At 40.2% G+C, this 16826-nt stretch carries 14 protein-coding genes and 2 tRNA genes; 7 read left to right on the top strand and 9 right to left on the bottom strand.

Going from position 1 to position 16826, the window contains the following annotated elements; all coding sequences use genetic code 11:
* Window positions 1–118 precede the first annotated feature (118 nt).
* Window positions 119–820: a phosphate regulon transcriptional regulator PhoB gene (phoB, locus tag VH441_RS08055; RefSeq protein WP_434353128.1), complete on the top strand. Its 702-nt coding sequence runs from the start codon at window positions 119–121 to the stop codon at window positions 818–820.
* A gap of 48 nt (window positions 821–868) precedes the next feature.
* Window positions 869–2215, top strand: coding sequence for a phosphate regulon sensor histidine kinase PhoR (gene phoR, locus VH441_RS08050; protein ID WP_434353127.1), 1347 nt, complete (start codon window positions 869–871; stop codon window positions 2213–2215).
* 15 nt (window positions 2216–2230) lie between these two features.
* Here phoR and dtd read toward each other — a convergent pair whose 3' ends face one another.
* Complete coding sequence (gene dtd / locus VH441_RS08045; RefSeq protein WP_434353126.1) at window positions 2231–2683, bottom strand: D-aminoacyl-tRNA deacylase; 453 nt, start codon at window positions 2681–2683, stop codon at window positions 2231–2233.
* A 91-nt stretch (window positions 2684–2774) separates the two neighbouring features.
* On the opposite strand from dtd, the gene asd reads away from it, so the two are divergent.
* Together asd and VH441_RS08035 are read left to right on the top strand one after the other, a co-directional pair.
* The gene (gene asd, locus VH441_RS08040; RefSeq protein ID WP_434353125.1) at window positions 2775–3608 is read left to right on the top strand and encodes an archaetidylserine decarboxylase; all 834 of its coding nucleotides are present in this window, start codon (window positions 2775–2777) and stop codon (window positions 3606–3608) included.
* A gap of 120 nt (window positions 3609–3728) precedes the next feature.
* Complete coding sequence (locus tag VH441_RS08035; RefSeq protein ID WP_434353124.1) at window positions 3729–4337, top strand: hypothetical protein; 609 nt, start codon at window positions 3729–3731, stop codon at window positions 4335–4337.
* A gap of 85 nt (window positions 4338–4422) precedes the next feature.
* Here the strand turns inward: VH441_RS08035 and gshB are convergent, their stop codons facing one another.
* The 4 genes from gshB to VH441_RS08015 form a co-directional block, all read right to left on the bottom strand.
* Window positions 4423–5373, bottom strand: coding sequence for a glutathione synthase (gshB, locus tag VH441_RS08030; protein WP_434353123.1), 951 nt, complete (start codon window positions 5371–5373; stop codon window positions 4423–4425).
* Between the two features lie 3 nt (window positions 5374–5376).
* Entirely contained in the window at window positions 5377–6036 is a 660-nt protein-coding gene (gene pyrE, locus VH441_RS08025) for an orotate phosphoribosyltransferase (RefSeq protein ID WP_434353122.1), read from the bottom strand.
* Between the two features lie 185 nt (window positions 6037–6221).
* Window positions 6222–6298, bottom strand: a tRNA-Arg gene (locus tag VH441_RS08020).
* A gap of 108 nt (window positions 6299–6406) precedes the next feature.
* A tRNA-Ser gene (locus tag VH441_RS08015) sits at window positions 6407–6498 on the bottom strand.
* A 342-nt stretch (window positions 6499–6840) separates the two neighbouring features.
* On the opposite strand from VH441_RS08015, the gene bioB reads away from it, so the two are divergent.
* Complete coding sequence (gene bioB, locus VH441_RS08010; RefSeq protein WP_434354387.1) at window positions 6841–7818, top strand: biotin synthase BioB; 978 nt, start codon at window positions 6841–6843, stop codon at window positions 7816–7818.
* A 78-nt stretch (window positions 7819–7896) separates the two neighbouring features.
* On the opposite strand, the gene VH441_RS08005 is transcribed toward bioB, so the two are convergent.
* The 4 genes from VH441_RS08005 to VH441_RS07990 form a co-directional block, all read right to left on the bottom strand.
* Entirely contained in the window at window positions 7897–8517 is a 621-nt protein-coding gene (locus tag VH441_RS08005) for a hypothetical protein (protein ID WP_434353121.1), read from the bottom strand.
* Window positions 8518–8579: 62 nt separating this feature from the next.
* A complete protein-coding gene (locus VH441_RS08000) occupies window positions 8580–9071 on the bottom strand; it encodes a hypothetical protein (protein ID WP_434353120.1) in 492 nt (163 codons plus the stop codon).
* 3 nt (window positions 9072–9074) lie between these two features.
* Entirely contained in the window at window positions 9075–9803 is a 729-nt protein-coding gene (gene rph / locus VH441_RS07995; protein WP_434353119.1) for a ribonuclease PH, read from the bottom strand.
* Window positions 9804–9977: 174 nt separating this feature from the next.
* Window positions 9978–11720, bottom strand: a complete 1743-nt coding sequence (locus VH441_RS07990) for an AMP-binding protein (protein ID WP_434353118.1) — start codon at window positions 11718–11720, stop codon at window positions 9978–9980.
* Between the two features lie 257 nt (window positions 11721–11977).
* On the opposite strand from VH441_RS07990, the gene parC reads away from it, so the two are divergent.
* Together parC and VH441_RS07980 are read left to right on the top strand one after the other, a co-directional pair.
* Window positions 11978–14260, top strand: a complete 2283-nt coding sequence (parC, locus tag VH441_RS07985; protein WP_434353117.1) for a DNA topoisomerase IV subunit A — start codon at window positions 11978–11980, stop codon at window positions 14258–14260.
* A gap of 141 nt (window positions 14261–14401) precedes the next feature.
* On the top strand, window positions 14402–16822 hold the full coding sequence (locus VH441_RS07980; RefSeq protein ID WP_434353116.1) for an ATP-binding protein: 2421 nt from the start codon (window positions 14402–14404) through the stop codon (window positions 16820–16822).
* Window positions 16823–16826: the final 4 nt, after the last annotated feature.

The following is a 16826-nucleotide window of genomic DNA, read 5'->3' as shown; positions in this document are numbered from 1 at the left end:
CGTCATAATTGACTAAAAATGATTTTTTATTGTCTGATTATCGATAACATTGCTAATAACTTAATTTTTAAATTAATGAAAAATAGATTGTTTATTATTTTTCATGCAAGAGGAAGCCATGAGTAACGCCACTATCCTAGTTGTTGAGGACGAACCAGCAATCCGTGAAATGATTATTACCGCACTAGAAATGGCAAGCTATTCTTGCTTACAAGCAGAGGATGTTCCGCAAGCGCACCAACAAGTGGTAGACCACCGTCCAGACTTGATTTTATTAGACTGGATGTTACCAGGTTCTCAATCTGGTATTGATTTTTGCCGCCGTTTAAAAAAAGATGAGTTGTTGCAAGAGACCCCTATCATCATGCTAACGGCAAAAGGTGAAGAAGACAATAAAGTACAAGGGCTTGATGCAGGTGCAGATGACTATATCACCAAACCTTTTTCTACTCGTGAGCTACTTTCTCGTATTAAAGCAGTTTTACGTCGCAGTAATGCCCTTTCTGGCGATAAGCCTATAGAACATAAAGGCTTAAGCCTAGATCCTGCTAGTCAACGAGTTACCGCCGATAAAACCCCCGTGGATATTGGACCAACCGAATATCGCTTACTTGCCTTTTTTATGAGTCATCCAGAGCGTGCCTACACCCGAGCTCAACTGCTTGACCAAGTATGGGGTGGCAATGTATACGTTGAAGACCGTACAATTGATGTGCATATCCGCCGTTTGCGCAAGGTATTAGAACCCTATAACTATGCTGGTTTTATCCAAACCGTACGTGGCACTGGCTATCGCTTTTCTACTCAGGTAAACTTATAACTTACTTGATAGCAACCCAATTTTTTGTAAAAGCGACCATAAAAAAGCATGAGCCGATACAGTAAGAAAAAAAACTACACTGCCCTATTTTGGGCAGACTTTAAATGGCTAGTCATCTTTTTTGCACTAGGTGGCTTTTTTGGCTGGCTAACTGGCTACTTACCTTGGGGCATTATTACGGGATTATTAGTATATTTTTGCTGGCGGTTGGTTGCCATGCAGCAATTTTTATACTGGGTGAATAAATCAGTCACCGCAACACTGCCAGAGTTCTCGGGCAGCTTAGGTTTTGTCTCGCAACAACTACACGATAGCAAACAGCAAGAAAAACACGCACACGAGCAGATGATTAATCTGGCACGTAAAATTCGCAGTTCGTTATTTGCTTTACAAGACTCCGTCATATTACTTGATCACAATGACCAGTTAGAATGGTGGAACCAATCGGCTCAAAAAACTTTATCTTTACAATCTAAAGATCAAGGCATCCATATTTTTGATTTAATTAAAGATACTGACTTCCACCACTATTATCAAGAATCTCTCATCCAACAACCAGCCAACAACGATGGCATTCGTCTCCAATCTTGGCATGATAAAGACAGATATATACAGTGCGAATTAACGCCTTTTGGCAATGAAAAACTACTGATTATGTATGATGTCACGCGTTTGCAGCATTTAGAACAAATCCGTAAAGATTTTGTCGCCAATGTATCACATGAACTGCGCACGCCATTAACTGTTCTTATGGGATACATAGAAACTTTTGCAGACCAAGCAGACATTGACCCTAAATGGCAGCGTGGTTTTAACCTTATGGAGCAGCAAACGCGCCGAATGAACAGTATCATCAATGATTTGTTATTGCTATCTCGACTAGAAAATGAAGAAGCCGTTGATACTGGCTGTGTGGATATGCCCCGTTTGCTCATGCATATTTTTGATGATGCGCAAGTTTATAACAAAGGGCATGGTCACTTAATTGATTTACACATTGATTCACAAAAAAATATTGTTGGGTCAGATATGTATTTAAACAGTGCATTACTTAATCTTATTACCAATGCTATCAAATACACGCCTAAGGGTGGTGAGATTGAAATCGCATGGACAGAAGTAAAAAATGGCGCAGTATTTAGTGTATCTGACAATGGCATAGGTATCGCACCAGAACATATCGAACGCTTAACCGAACGTTTTTACCGTGTTGATAGCGGACGCAGCCGTGCAACAGGTGGTACAGGACTGGGGCTGGCAATTGTAAAACACGTGCTGTATCAACACGATGCCACCCTTACTGTTGAGTCGGTAGAAAACCAAGGTTCTACTTTTAAAGTGTTTTTCCCTGGTGAAAGAATATGTACCGATAAACCCTGCAACCCTACAAATTAAAGCTGATAAATAAATTTATACCTGCAAAATAAAGTTTAACGGTCCATCATTCACTGCAGTTACTTGCATATTGGCACCAAACTTACCAGTTGCCACTTTTGGATAAACCGATTTAGTATATTCAACCAATTCATCAAACAACTTACCGGCTTGATGTGGCGGCATTGCCTGACCAAAATCGGGACGTCGCCCTTTATCTGTATTTGCCATTAAAGTAAATTGAGAAACCAACAATAATCCACCATCAGCTTGTTGTACATTCCAATCCAATTTACCTTGTTTATCAAAATCTATTGTATTTTCAAAAATACGATATGACAAAATTTTATCAATCATTTTTTTGGCGGTGGTTAAGTCATCATCATGTCCAATACCAATATAAGCTAAAACACCTTGCTCAATTTGCCCCACGATAACACCATCAACAACCACGTTTGCTTCGCTCACTCTTTGTAGTAATGCCTTCATCCACGACTCTTTTTTACCATATTGTTAAACGTTAACATGGCTAAGTTTAACATGATAAAATACCCCCATCTTTTTTAAATTTAACATTATTATGAATCTATTTACTACTCTACAACATTTAATACCACAAGAAAAATTAAGCGAATTAGCAGGGCGTTTGGCTAGTGCACGTCATCCTTGGGCTAAGCGTGTTATTATTTTAAGCTTTGCCAAAGCTTATGGCATAAAGTTGGATGATTACCAACGTAAAAGCCTTGCAGAGTATGATAGTTTTAATGATTTTTTTACGCGTGAACTTAACGATAACGCACGCCCTATCGACCAAACTGCAAAGGGCATTATTTGCCCTGCTGATGGTACGATATCTCAATTGGGGCACATACATGATGAACAAATCATGCAAGCCAAATCGCACACTTACAGCGTTGGTCAATTATTAGCAGATTATGACGATGGCAACTATTTTGTAAACGGTAGTTTTGCAACGGTTTATCTTGCCCCCAGCAATTACCACCGTGTACACATGCCTTTTGATGGTACATTAGTTGAAACACGTTATGTGCCAGGGTCATTGTTTTCGGTTAACAATACTACGGCAGAAAACGTGCCAGATTTATTTGCCCGTAATGAGCGCTTGGTTTGCCTATTTGATACCGAACATGGCAAAGCTGCCGTTGTATTGGTAGGGGCAATGATTGTAGCAGGGATAGAAACCGTGGCTACTGGTAAGATAGAGCGCCAAAATACAATAAAAACTGAAACGCACAACATGGCATTGAAAAAAGGCGAGGAGCTTGGACGTTTTTATTTAGGTTCTACTGCTATTGTGGTGATGCCAAAAGCTGCTGGTACAGATTGGCTGGCTAACATTGAGCATGGCACAACCGTGCAGATGGGGCAGTTAATTGGTAAAATGGATATTTAACCGCACACTCTATATAACTGACTTACTTATTGCGAACAATAAAAATCATACTTGAAATCTAGTTAGATGTGCTTGTAGTAGAACAGTTGAGGGGTTAAGTTTGGAAAACTGAGTTTGATTATGAAAAAAATAATTATCTATTCATCTTTATTTGTTATGAGTTTTTCAGCATTTGCGAATACAAATGAGCAATATCCAATTCAAGTTGAAGCATATGTTGAAATGTACAATGTTTCTAAAGCCGAAGCTGAAAAAGCAATGTTACTAGAAGCAAATCAAGAACAGATTATTGATGCTATTACAGATGAATTTAAAGGTAGAATAGCAGGAATTTATAAAGAACATAATCCTTATAAAATGGTTGTAAGAGTTAAGGAAAATGGAAAAAAAATGACTGAAAATCGTCTTTTTTCTATTGATGGTATTAATGAAAAAATGCCAATCGAAATTATATATGGAGCAAAAGAAGCCGCACAAATAGCCAAGGGGCAAGTTAACAAAGCTTATAATTTAGTTAATTGTTTTTTTACAGAAGTACAAGATTCTGGTTATGATGAAAAAACAGGAGAAATTATTGTTCGTGTTACTGGCGAAGAAACACCTGCTAATATGGAATTGGTACAAACCATTCAAAGAAAGTGGAATAATCCAAAAATACCCTTAAAGGTTGAATTTGTTAATTTTACTCTTAACCCTCTAAATTATAATTATGTGCTACTTACACATTAACACCTGTAACATACAGCGTCAGAGAGGTAGGCTGGACTTGTAGCCCAGCAAATTGTAAAACCAAACTTTCCCACCCCAAAAACCATCAAAAAAGCTTTTGCTCAATCGCCACAATCAAATCTGTCGCAATGTCCGTTCCGCATTGCTCATTAATCTCACGCACACAGGTTGGGCTAGTCACATTGATTTCGGTAATCTTAGCCCCTATCAAATCTAAGCCAACAAACATTAATCCTTTCTCTTTTAGCGTTGGCGCAACCGCTTCGGCTACTTTACGTTCTTCATCAGTTAATGGCATTGCCACCCCTCGCCCGCCCGCAGCCAAATTACCACGAGTCTCACCATCACTTGGGATACGTGCCAAACAGTAATCCACCACTTTACCATCCACAATAAGCACACGCTTATCACCGTCTTTAATTGCTGGTAAATAGCCCTGCGCCATAATCGGCAAGGTTTCCATTTCAGTTAACATCTCAAGTGTTGAACCAATGTTAGGACTATCAGCCGTTAAACGGAATATGCCCATACCGCCCATACCATCAAGCGGTTTGACAATCACATCTTGTTGCTGTGCAATAAACTGGCGGATATGCGCTTGCTTGCTGGTAACTATGGTTGGGCTCATATAGTCGCTAAACCAAGTAGCAAATAGCTTTTCGTTACAATCACGGATAGACTGTGGATCATTAACCACACTCACACCCGCTGCTTTTGCCTTATCTAGCATATAGGTGGCATACACAAAGTTCATATCAAACGGTGGATCTTTTCGCATGATAATGACATCATAATCGGTGATTGGTTTGGTGGATTGCTCAGCCAAGGTATAAAAGTTATCAGGACTACGACAAACCTTTACTACCTGACTATCCACTTGCAACTCGCCTTTATTTAACCATAGGTCATGAATCTGCGCATAACCTAAAGTGTGCCCACGATCTTGCGCTGCCCACATCATTGCTAGGCTGGTATCTTTTTTGTAATTGATGGTGCTAATCTCGTCCATCACCATTAATATATTTAAAGTCGACATATATTACACCCCATATTGTTCACGGTAATGCTGCATTTTCGCCAATTGTACTTGCTCGCCCTTAGTATCAAGGTAGCTGATAATATCATCAATGTCTACCAATGCCTGAACAGGGACTGTTAACTCAGCGGTAAGTTCTTGAATCGCTGACAACTCGTTTTGTCCCTTTTCTTTTCGATCAAGCGCCACTAAAATGCCTGCCACGGTCGCTTCATTCGCATTCATGATGTCAATTACTTCACGCATGGCTGTGCCAGCAGTAATCACATCGTCCAATACCCAAACGGCTTTACCCTTAACAGATGCACCCACTAAAGTGCCACCTTCGCCATGTGTTTTTGCTTCTTTACGATTATAGCCCCATTCTGCATTGATGCCATGATTCGTCCATAATGCCTGTGCCGTTGCTGCCACAAACGGAATGCCTTTATAAGCGGCACCAAAAATAACCAATTCTTTTTGGTTTGTTTTTTCTACTTGTTCTGCCAAAACTGCTGCATAACCATTGGCTAGTAGTGACAAGGCTTCACCAGTAGCTAATAAACCAGCATTAAAAAAATATGGACTAATACGCCCAGATTTGAGTACAAACTCACCAAACTTTAATACCTGATTGTCTAATGCTAACTGAATGAAAGCTTGGGTTGTAAATGGTGTTGGCACAGCGTACTCCTACTATTAAAATTAAAACTTCTTATATTTTAATTATAGGCAATTATGCGGCTAGAAAACAGTAGAAAATAAATAAAATCGTAGTAAAAAATAGGCAAAAAAGTTGCAAGATTAGATTATTTAGATACAAAAAAACCGCCAACATCGTGCGATGGGCAGTGATTAAGTTATGTAAATGGCACGCCTGGAGAGATTCGAACTCCCGACCCCTTAGTTCGTAGCCAAGTGCTCTATCCAACTGAGCTACAGGCGCATATTTACATTTATATTCAGTAGTACTGAATAGGTGGGCTATTATAGAGATAAAAAATACTATGTCAAGCCTTAATTATCATATATTATAAAACAAATATAAAATAAATGGCGGTGAAGGAGGGATTCGAACCCTCGATACGCTTAATTACGTATGGTTCCTTAGCAGGGAACTGGTTTCAGCCACTCACCCACTTCACCGTGTTGTCAAAAACAAGTAATAAAATTAACAACCACCTGTTTTGAGCCAAGAATTATACCAAAGGATTTTTTAATTGCAAGCATGTTTTATCAATTAATCACATTTTTATGTTTAATTCAGCCAAATAGTGCCCCATTTGGATAAAAATCTTTGAGCCTATTTAGGTTCATGCTAGAATCAATAAAATAAGTAACATTTGTAAACTCAAAGGCAAATCATTCATGGACGTAACAACCATCAGCTCACCAAAAATAAACAACACAACTGATGATGCCCATCCTGCAACTCAAGGACAGCCAATAAACCGCCAAACCATTAGCGATTTGTTTGAGCTACCAATAATGGACTTGCTGATGCAGGCTCAAACCGTACACAGAAAGCATTTTACCGCTAACAGTGTTCAGGTTAGCACTTTACTTTCTATCAAAACTGGCAATTGCCCAGAAGACTGCGGCTATTGCTCTCAATCTGGACATCATCGTAAAAAAACAAAACTACAAGCACAAAAACGTATGGAGCTTGAAAAAGTGTTGGCGGCGGCAAAAAAAGCAAAAGCAAATGGCTCATCTCGCTTTTGCATGGGCGCAGCGTGGAAACACCCTAGTGAAAAAGACATGCCATATGTTGTAGAGCTGGTGAAAGAAGTTAAAGCCATGGGGTTAGAAACCTGTATGACTTTAGGTATGCTCCAGCCCAAACAAGCTGAGCAGTTAGCCGATGCTGGGCTAGACTACTACAATCACAACTTAGACACTTCTCGTAACTATTATAAGCAAGTGACCAGCACTCGTAGCTATGATGACCGCCTAGATACACTAAACCATGTGCGTGATGCAGGCATTAACATTTGTAGTGGTAGTATTGTTGGCATGGGTGAAAGCCGAGATGACCGCATTGACTGGATAAATGAGATGGTTAACATGCCAACACCGCCCGAATCTATCCCCGTTAATCTGCTTGTCCCTATTCAGGGCACACCACTTGGAGACAAGGTTTTAGAAGAGGGACAACTGTCAGTACTTGAATGGATTCGTACCATTGCGGTTACACGTATTTGTTGCCCAACCAGTTATGTACGTCTATCCGCAGGACGAGAAAGCTTAACCGATGGTGAACAGGCATTGGCATTTATGGCAGGTGCAAACTCATTTTTTTACGGTGATAAACTGCTGACAACCAATAATGCTAAAAAATCTAATGATGACCGTTTAATGGCTGAAATGGGCATTACACCAGAAGCCGCTTGTCCACGAAAAATGGGCGTTGTACCTGTGATTGATGCCGTATCTGGCACGAAAGGGCAAGTGATAAAACATTAATCACGGTTATACCCCATTTACTTTATTAACATTAAAAAAGCTCGAGTATACAAAATACTCGAGCTTTTTATATCACAGCTATATCATTTTGGGTCGCATCACCGTATAAGTATGCGAAATATCATAAACTTTATACCGTGCAGGTTCACGTCGGTTTTCGCCAGCGTAACTTAAAATTAATGCCTTATTTGAAAAGGCATCAACCCAACCAACAAACAATCCACTGTGTTCGCCATCATAATAACTATGGTTAACAAAATATAGCCAATCGCCTGGTTGAATATGGTTTGTATCAATAAACGGACCTTGTGGATACTGACCAACAAATACTTTTTCTTTGTTTACCATTGCCCGACCAAATACGGCATTTAAATAATCCCAACAAGAACCTTTAATAATTTCTTTATTATCCAAGGTCATAACACGGGCTTGTTTTAGCACTTCGGCTGCCGCTGGCGTACTGGTTTGTTCTGCTTGATACACAATGCTGATATGCTCTGGCTTAATGTTGCTTGCATAACGATAACTTTGAAAAAACTGCCCATTTGCATCTTGATTGAATGTAGGAGAATCTGTATAAGACGACGTTTTAGGATAACTTAACTGCTCAATTAAATCGGCAATCTCATCTGCATGTGCCGTGATTGTCATACCAGATAAAAAATAAGCCAAAGGCATCAATTTAACTATTTTTTTCATATCGCTTCCTACTATCTGGAGACCAAAATGCTCAGCTTAGGGTTATTGTCACTGTTAACACATTAAGTAGACTGGATTTTAATATTTGCATTGCGTTTACCAAGTTTTTGCCCTTGCAAAATTTGCTCAACAATTTGAGCCTCTTTGGCTGATTCAAACCCCGATATATGACATTTTTTTTGTGCCTCTTTATCATAAATCGTCAGTTGTTTACCATGGTTAACAATCTTATCATCCACCAAGACAGCAACATCTTGCCGTCTACCACCATTAAAGTTTGATACTAATCCATAACGCACATCTAAAACACCACTGGTTAAATACATACCTTTTTGTTGTTTTTGGCGACCACGTAACACATTAAACACAAACATGCCAATAACCAATAAAGCCAATGCGCCAATTGCCCATTGTCTTGGCAATGAGCTTAATCCAACCGCAACGGCAACCGCACCAATTAATAGTGCAAAAGCAAACATAAATATGCCATTGCCGCTGCCAACGCCTTTGCCCGTTAGCGTTACCGTCACACCATTATCATTCACCTTTAGCATTGGCTACCAACCCAATACTTGTTGTTGCATTTCTACCAATTGGGCAATACCTGTTTCGGCAATTGCTAACATTTGATCGGCTTGTGCACGGGTAAAGGGTTTTTCTTCTGCAGTGCCTTGTATCTCAATAAACTCACCTTTTTGTGTCATCACAACATTTAAGTCTGTATCACAGCTTGAGTCTTCTTGATAACACAAATCAAGCAATACTTCGCCATCTTTTACGCCAACAGAAACTGCCGCTACTAATCCAAGTAATGGATCTGTCTTTAATTGTTTTTTACCTTCTCGTGCTTGCATGCTTTCTATAGCATCAACCAATGCAACGGCTGCACCTGTAATACTGGCTGTACGTGTGCCACCATCTGCCTGAATCACATCGCAATCAATATAAATGGTATTTTCACCCAGTTTATTTAAATCAACCATCGCACGTAAACTACGCCCAATTAATCTTTGTATCTCTTGCGTGCGCCCACTTTGTTTGCCACGAGCAGCCTCACGCTGAGTACGGGTGTTTGTTGCTCTTGGTAACATGCCATATTCTGCGGTTACCCAGCCTTTGCCTTGCCCTTTTAGCCAACGAGGCACGCCAGACTCAACCGTGGCATTACACAACACTTTTGTATCACCAAAACTAACAAGTACAGAACCTTCTGCGTGTTTTGTGTAGTTGCGTTCAAAAGTGATGTTACGAAGTTCATTTAATTGACGATTATCAATGCGAGACATTTATTGTTCCTATAAAAAATACAATTCATTTATTTTAGTTCAATGATTATTTATCCTAACCATACTCACATCATAAGGCAAGGTAAAACCAAAAAACATATTGTTAAGATGTTTCAAAAAATAAAAAAGCACCAAAATTGAGTTTGATGCTTTTTTATATCAACATAAGGCGGTCTATTTATGTTTAGCTTCTTCTAGTTCACGCAAGTCTTTACGTAAAATTTTACCAACATTTGATTTTGGCAACTCGTCAATAAACTCAATATAGCGTGGGCGTTTGTAACCTGTTAGATGCTCCTTAGCAAAGGCTTTTACTTCTGCCTCTGTCAAGCTTTCATCCGCTTTTACAATAAAGATTTTTGGTGTCTCTCCGCTTTTTTCATCTGGTAAACCAATCACACCACATTCTTTAATTTTAGGATGTTCTGTCATGGCATCTTCAACTTCATTAGGATACACATTAAAACCAGATACCAAAATCATATCTTTTTTACGGTCAACAATTTTAAAGAAGCCCTCTTCATCCATAATTGCAATATCACCAGTACGGAAGTACCCATCTTCTGTCATATCTTTGGCAGTGGCTTCTGGGCGTTTCCAATAACCTGCCATCACCTGAGGACCTTTTGCCGACAGCTCGCCACGCTCACCCTGTGGCACTTCATTACCATCATCATCTAACAAGATAATATCTGTTGCCGGTGCTGGGATACCAATGTTACCTGTGTATTTATTTAACTTAGGTGGAGTCATGGTTAATACAGGTGAGGTTTCTGACAAACCATACCCTTCTAAAATTGGGGTGCCTGTAATTGCTTTCCATTCTTTAGCTGTGTTAGACAATACTGACATGCCACCACCAAGTGACACTCTTAAATTTGAGTGGTCTAACTTACAAAAACCTTCATGATGCGCTAAGCCGTTAAATAAGGTGTTAACCGCTGGCATAAACACCGGCTTATATTTATCTATTTCTTTTACCAAACCATCTAAATCACGTGGGTTAGGGATTAACACACCCGTAAAGCCCTTTTCCATTGCCATTAAGCCACAAACTGTAAAGCAGAAAATATGATAAAGTGGCAAAGCAACTAAAATATTGTACCCTTCTGTACTTTCACTTTCAGGGAAGCCAGTTTCTACATAACTCATTGCCTGATACAAATTAGCTACTAAATTACCATGTGTTAACATGGCGCCTTTTGCAACCCCTGTTGTACCCCCTGTGTATTGCAATACTGCTAAATCACTGAGTGTTAAATCTGTTGGGCGGTTGTATTTACTAGCAGGAAACTTATTTAATGCCGCTTTAAAGGTAACATGACCTGGCAAATTCCACGCTGGTACCATTTTTTTGACTTTGCGTACAACAGTATTGACAATAAACCCTTTAAACATGCCCATCATATCGCCCATACTGGCAACAACCACATGTTCAATTAATCCTTTGTCTTCAACTTCTTCAAAAGTATGTGCAAAGTTTTCAATAATAAAGATTGCTTTTGCTTCAGAGTCTGCCAATTGATGCTCTAGCTCATGCTCAGTATAAAGCGGATTCACATTAACCAAGGTACAGCCTGCACGCAAAATACCAATCATGGTAATTGGGTACTGCAATACATTTGGCATCATTAACGCAATTTTATCACCCTTACCTAACCCTAATGATTGGATATAAGCAGCCATTTGACGACTGTAGGTATCTAACTCACGATACGTCATACTTGCGCCCATACATTCAAATGCAACTCGGTTTGGATAACGCGCAAAAATGCCTTCATAAATTTCTATTAGTGAGGTGTTTTGAGGGGGCATATCAATGGCATCTTTCATACCAGTGGCCTCATAAACCTTGTACCAAGCTCTATCTTTTGGCGAGTTAATGCTGTAAGCATTTGTATCTTGAGTTGCATTCATGATCAGTAAATCCTTCAATTTAAAATTGCAAATAACTCACAGTTTTTCAAACAAGTTATGTGCTTAAAATAATAATTAGAAATATCAAAATATTTGCAGTTGTTAAAATACACTAAAAAACAGCAAATTTCAAAACAGAAAAATGACCCAAGTATATAAATCTTCTTGCGTTTTTACCTATTTAAATCACTTTTTTGCTATTATAAATGGTATTTTTCACCATTTACCTTACATTCGCTTTTTTGGAATACTTTTTAATGCCCGATACGATTACGCCGAACTCTACGCCTGCATTTGATAGCCTAGATAACCGCTCGGTTGCCGAATTTACCGAACAATCTTATTTAAACTATGCCATGTATGTCATCATGGATAGAGCCCTACCTCACATAAGTGATGGTTTAAAACCGGTTCAACGCCGCATTGTTTATGCCATGAGTGAACTTGGGCTGAAGGCAACTGCAAAACCTAAAAAATCTGCCCGTACGGTGGGTGATGTTTTAGGTAAATATCATCCGCATGGCGACACCGCTTGTTATGAGGCAATGGTACTCATGGCACAGCCCTTTAGTTATCGCTACCCACTCATTACAGGGCAAGGCAACTGGGGTAGCCCAGATGACCCAAAATCATTTGCTGCCATGCGTTATACCGAAGCTAAAATGTCTGCCTATGCCAACACTTTACTAACAGAACTGGGACAAGGCACGGTTGATTGGCAAGACAACTTTGATGGCTCAATACAAGAGCCTGTCACGCTCCCTGCTCGCCTACCAAACATTTTACTAAATGGCACAACAGGTATTGCCGTTGGTATGGCAACCGACATACCGCCACACAATTTAAAAGAAGTGGTAAAAGCTGCGATTCGTCTGTTAAAAAATCCAGAGTTAAGTGTTAAACAGCTAACTCAGTCTATCCCCGCGCCAGACTTACCAACTAAGGCAGAAATCATTACCTCAAAAGCTGCGTTACAAACCATTTATGAAACGGGCAAAGGCAGCTATAAAATGCGTGCTGTCTATGAGCTGGATCCCAAAGATAAAACTCAAGTGATTATTAGTGCGCTACCCTATCAAGTATCGGGTAATAAAATCCAAGAGCAAATTGCCAAGCTAATGACAGACAAAAAACTGCCTTGGGTGACCGATATTAATGATGAAAGCGATCACCAAAACCCTTGCCGTATTGTGTTAACACTCCGCTCTAGCCGAGTGGATGTTACCCGTGTCATGAGCCACCTGTTTGCTAGCACCGATTTAGAGCACAATTATCGTGTTAATTTAAACATGATTGGACTCAACGGCAAACCACAAGTTAAAAACTTAAAACAAATATTGTCTGAATGGTTAATAAGCCGCCGCAACGTTGTCACCCGCCGTTTACAATTTAGGCTTGATAAAATAGACAGCCGTTTACACATTTTGGCAGGTTTGTTGATTGCTTATTTAAATATTGACGAAGTTATCCGCATAATCCGAGAAGAAGATGACCCAAAACTTGAATTGATGACACGTTTTGATTTAACAGAGATTCAAGCAAATGCGATTTTGGACATACGCCTACGTCAGTTAGCTAAGTTAGAAGAGATAGAGCTTAAACGTGAGCAAGCTGAATTAGAAAAAGAACGTGCCGACATTTTAGAGAAGCTGAATAACCCAGCCAGTTTAACAGCACTGATGATTGATGAGCTAACCGCCGATATGAAAGAACACGGCGATGAGAGAATGTCTCCGCTTATGGAGCGTGAAGAAGCGCAGGCACTAAAAGAGTCTGACCTTGTACCAAGCGAGCCAATTACCGCCATCTTATCTAAAGCAGGGTGGATACGTGCTGCAAAAGGGCATGACATTGATGCACAAGGTATGAACTACCGTGCAGGCGACAGCTATCAAGCGCATGTAAATGGCAAATCTAACGAAAAAATATACATTTTAGATAGCACAGGTCGCAGCTATACCATTGCTGCCCATACTTTGCCTTCGGCACGTGGGCAAGGCGATCCATTAACCAGTGTATTAAAGCCGGCTGCTGGTGCAAACTTTGAGCAGTTGCTCACCGGTGATGCCGCTCAGCGTATCTTACTTGCCAGCTCGGCAGGTTATGGTTTTATTAATACAATAGAAAACTTAGACACCAACCAAAAAGCAGGCAAAAACATCATTAACTTTGCCGATGGTGTTAATTTATTGAATGTTGTTAATATTCAAGACAAAGATATCACAGTGGATGAGCGTGTAATGCCAGCACATGACCAAGTAGCGGTGATAACGTCTGCTGGTTATCTATTGCTGTTTGGGTTAGACGATTTGCCAGAGCTAAAACGTGGTAAGGGTAATAAGCTTATTAATCTTAAAGCTGGAGAGTCGGTATTATCCGTTTGCACCTTGCACCACACAAACAATTTGGTTATTAATGCAGGTAAACGCCATGTCACCCTGAAACCAATGGATTTGACGAACTTTACGGGCAAACGCGGTAGCCGTGGTTCTAAATTGCCAAGGGGCTTTCAAAATGTAGATAGTGTTGAGGTGGTTTAGACACTTAATTGCTGGGCTATACGCCCAGCTTGTACTTTATTATTAGAAGTAGGCGATATACTGTAGCTACCCTCTCCCATAAAATTTTCACCTATTTTTTAGTCACCACATAAATAACAAAAATTATTAAGGATGTATAACATGGCAACAACGACACCACAATTTAGTGAAAAACTCGGCGAATTTTACCTAGGCACAACCTTACTTCCAAAAACAAAAGCAGAGCAAGCCACGCTATATGATGCAGCAGATTTAACCACCCATGCCGTTATTATTGGTATGACTGGCTCGGGTAAAACAGGTTTAGGCATCGGGTTGTTAGAAGAAGCCAGTTTAGACAACATCCCTGTTATTGCCATCGACCCAAAAGGCGATCTTGGAAACTTGGCTTTAAACTTTCCACAGCGTAAAGCGCAAGACTTTGCCCCTTGGTTAGATGCCGGTGTTGCTGCCTCACAAGGGCTAACAACAGAAGCACTGGCAGAAAAAACCGCCAAACTTTGGGACACTGGACTAAACGCAAGTGGGCAACCTGCTAGCCGTCAGCAAGCACTTAAAAATGGCAATGAGGTCACTCTTTATACACCTGGCAGTAAGTCAGGTATACCAATTGCCTTGTTGAGTGAATTTTCACCACCACCAAAAGCCATCCGAAACGATGCCGAGGCTTACGCTGAAAGCTTAGATGCAACCGTTAGTGGTTTACTCGGTTTGATTGGTATTGAGGCAGACTCTTTATCTTCTGAGCATGTATTTTTAGTACAAATCCTTAAAACAGCGTGGGATAACGACCAAACACTCACACTGGCAGACTTAATTGGGCAAATGCTAAATCCACCATTTGATAAAGTTGGCATACTGCCACTAGACAATGTGGTGAGTGAAAAAGCACGTCAATCTCTAGCGATGAAGTTAAATACATTAATTGCCTCACCCAGTTTTGCCAGTTGGCTTACTGGCGTACCGCTAGATACCAACCGCCTGCTTTATGGCGACAACAATCGCCCTCAAACCAGCGTACTTAACATTGCTCATCTTAATGATGAAGAACGCATGTTTTTTATTACCCTGTTGCTTAATAACTTAATTAATTGGATGCGTCGCCAGCAAGGTACATCAACTTTGCGAGCCATTCTTTACATGGATGAAGTTGTTGGGTACTTACCACCAACGGCTAACCCACCAAGTAAACGTTTGTTGTTATTGCTACTAAAGCAAGCACGTGCGTTTGGTGTTGGTGTTGTATTATCCACTCAAAACCCAATTGATTTAGATTACAAAGCCTTATCTAATGCTGGTACTTGGCTAATTGGTCGCCTGCAAACTGCTCAAGACAGAGCCAGAGTAACAGAAGGCTTACTCAGTGCTGGTGATGGCGGTTTAACTAAAGCTCAATTAGATGACTGGTTTGATCAATTAGGCAAGCGTCAGTTTTTACTACACAATGTACATGCCAGTGCCCCACTCATTTTCAAAACCCGCTGGGCAATGAGCTATTTAGCAGGTCCTTTAAGTAAAACGGCAATTAAAACGTTAACGGCACAACGCCAATCAAAAACGAATGCAACCTCAGTTGCCACTAAAACAGATACAAAACAAAGCAAAGCAAATACAAAAGCAACGCCACTGGTTAATAACAGCACGCCTGTGCTTGCACCCAATATAGAAAGCTGGTATCTGCCAACCGTACCAAAAGCGCATGGCAATGCCACCGATTATCAACCCATAATTTTGGCACATGTCAGGGCTTTTTATGACGATACGAAGTCTGACACGAACGAACACCTTAACTATGCATTGCAGTGTCACTTAGTAGATGACGAACTTGACTGGCACAATGCAAAACCATTACCACTCAGCTGGAACCAACTTCAAAAAACGCCACACCAGCCTGCGGTATATAAAGACACGCCAGCCAGCTTACAAGATGAAAAAATATGGAAAGCATGGCACAAAAAACTGAGTCAATATATTCGACAACAACACCAACTAACCTTGTGGTACGCGCCCGAACTAAAAATTTATAGTGAGGTGGGTGAAGAAGCCACCACCTTTAAAAATCGTTTGGTTACGCCTTTGCATGAGGCACGTGATATTGCCATTAAAGCAATTAAAGAAGAGATTACCAAAAGTACTACCAAGTTAGAAAAAAAACAAATAAGTTTAGAAAAAAAACTAACGGATGCTGAAGATAAAGCTTCTGGCGGGTGGATGGATGCTGGATTAAGTATCGGCTCTGCTCTGACTGGGTTGTTCCGTAGCCGTAAAAAACTAAGCGTTACCAACGCACGCCGCATGAAAACTGCCATGAATAAAGTAGGCAGAATTGGTGATAGGCGTGAAAAAGTTGCAGAAATCGAATCACAAATTGAGCTTTTAAAAGATGAGATGAACGCATTGCAAGCAAACGAACGTCTACGGATAGACGCTCTATCAGCTCAATATCATGTTGACAATATTGTCATAGAACCATTTGAAATTAAGGCAAAAGCAACAGATATTGAAGTGTTAGAGCTGGGTGTTGGCTTTGTTGATGTCACATCAAACCAAAACCCTGTGTAAAAGC

The sequence above is a fragment of the Psychrobacter sp. HD31 genome (assembly GCF_051097895.1).
Classification (GTDB): Bacteria; Pseudomonadota; Gammaproteobacteria; order Pseudomonadales; family Moraxellaceae; genus Psychrobacter.
This window is presented reverse-complemented; position numbering and strand designations above follow the sequence as displayed.

Excerpts from the sequence above, each read along its gene's own strand:
- VH441_RS08000 (WP_434353120.1), bottom strand. The coding sequence starts at position 9,071 with ATGCTAAAGGTGAATGATAATGGTGTGACGGTAACGCTAACGGGCAAA.
- parC (WP_434353117.1), top strand. The coding sequence starts at position 11,978 with ATGCCCGATACGATTACGCCGAACTCTACGCCTGCATTTGATAGCCTA.
- asd (WP_434353125.1), top strand. The coding sequence starts at position 2,775 with ATGAATCTATTTACTACTCTACAACATTTAATACCACAAGAAAAATTA.
- phoB (WP_434353128.1), top strand. The coding sequence starts at position 119 with ATGAGTAACGCCACTATCCTAGTTGTTGAGGACGAACCAGCAATCCGT.
- VH441_RS07980 (WP_434353116.1), top strand. The coding sequence starts at position 14,402 with ATGGCAACAACGACACCACAATTTAGTGAAAAACTCGGCGAATTTTAC.
- VH441_RS08005 (WP_434353121.1), bottom strand. The coding sequence starts at position 8,517 with ATGAAAAAAATAGTTAAATTGATGCCTTTGGCTTATTTTTTATCTGGT.
- VH441_RS07990 (WP_434353118.1), bottom strand. The coding sequence starts at position 11,720 with ATGAATGCAACTCAAGATACAAATGCTTACAGCATTAACTCGCCAAAA.
- VH441_RS08035 (WP_434353124.1), top strand. The coding sequence starts at position 3,729 with ATGAAAAAAATAATTATCTATTCATCTTTATTTGTTATGAGTTTTTCA.
- gshB (WP_434353123.1), bottom strand. The coding sequence starts at position 5,373 with ATGTCGACTTTAAATATATTAATGGTGATGGACGAGATTAGCACCATC.
- bioB (WP_434354387.1), top strand. The coding sequence starts at position 6,841 with ATGGACTTGCTGATGCAGGCTCAAACCGTACACAGAAAGCATTTTACC.
- dtd (WP_434353126.1), bottom strand. The coding sequence starts at position 2,683 with ATGAAGGCATTACTACAAAGAGTGAGCGAAGCAAACGTGGTTGTTGAT.
- rph (WP_434353119.1), bottom strand. The coding sequence starts at position 9,803 with ATGTCTCGCATTGATAATCGTCAATTAAATGAACTTCGTAACATCACT.
- phoR (WP_434353127.1), top strand. The coding sequence starts at position 869 with ATGAGCCGATACAGTAAGAAAAAAAACTACACTGCCCTATTTTGGGCA.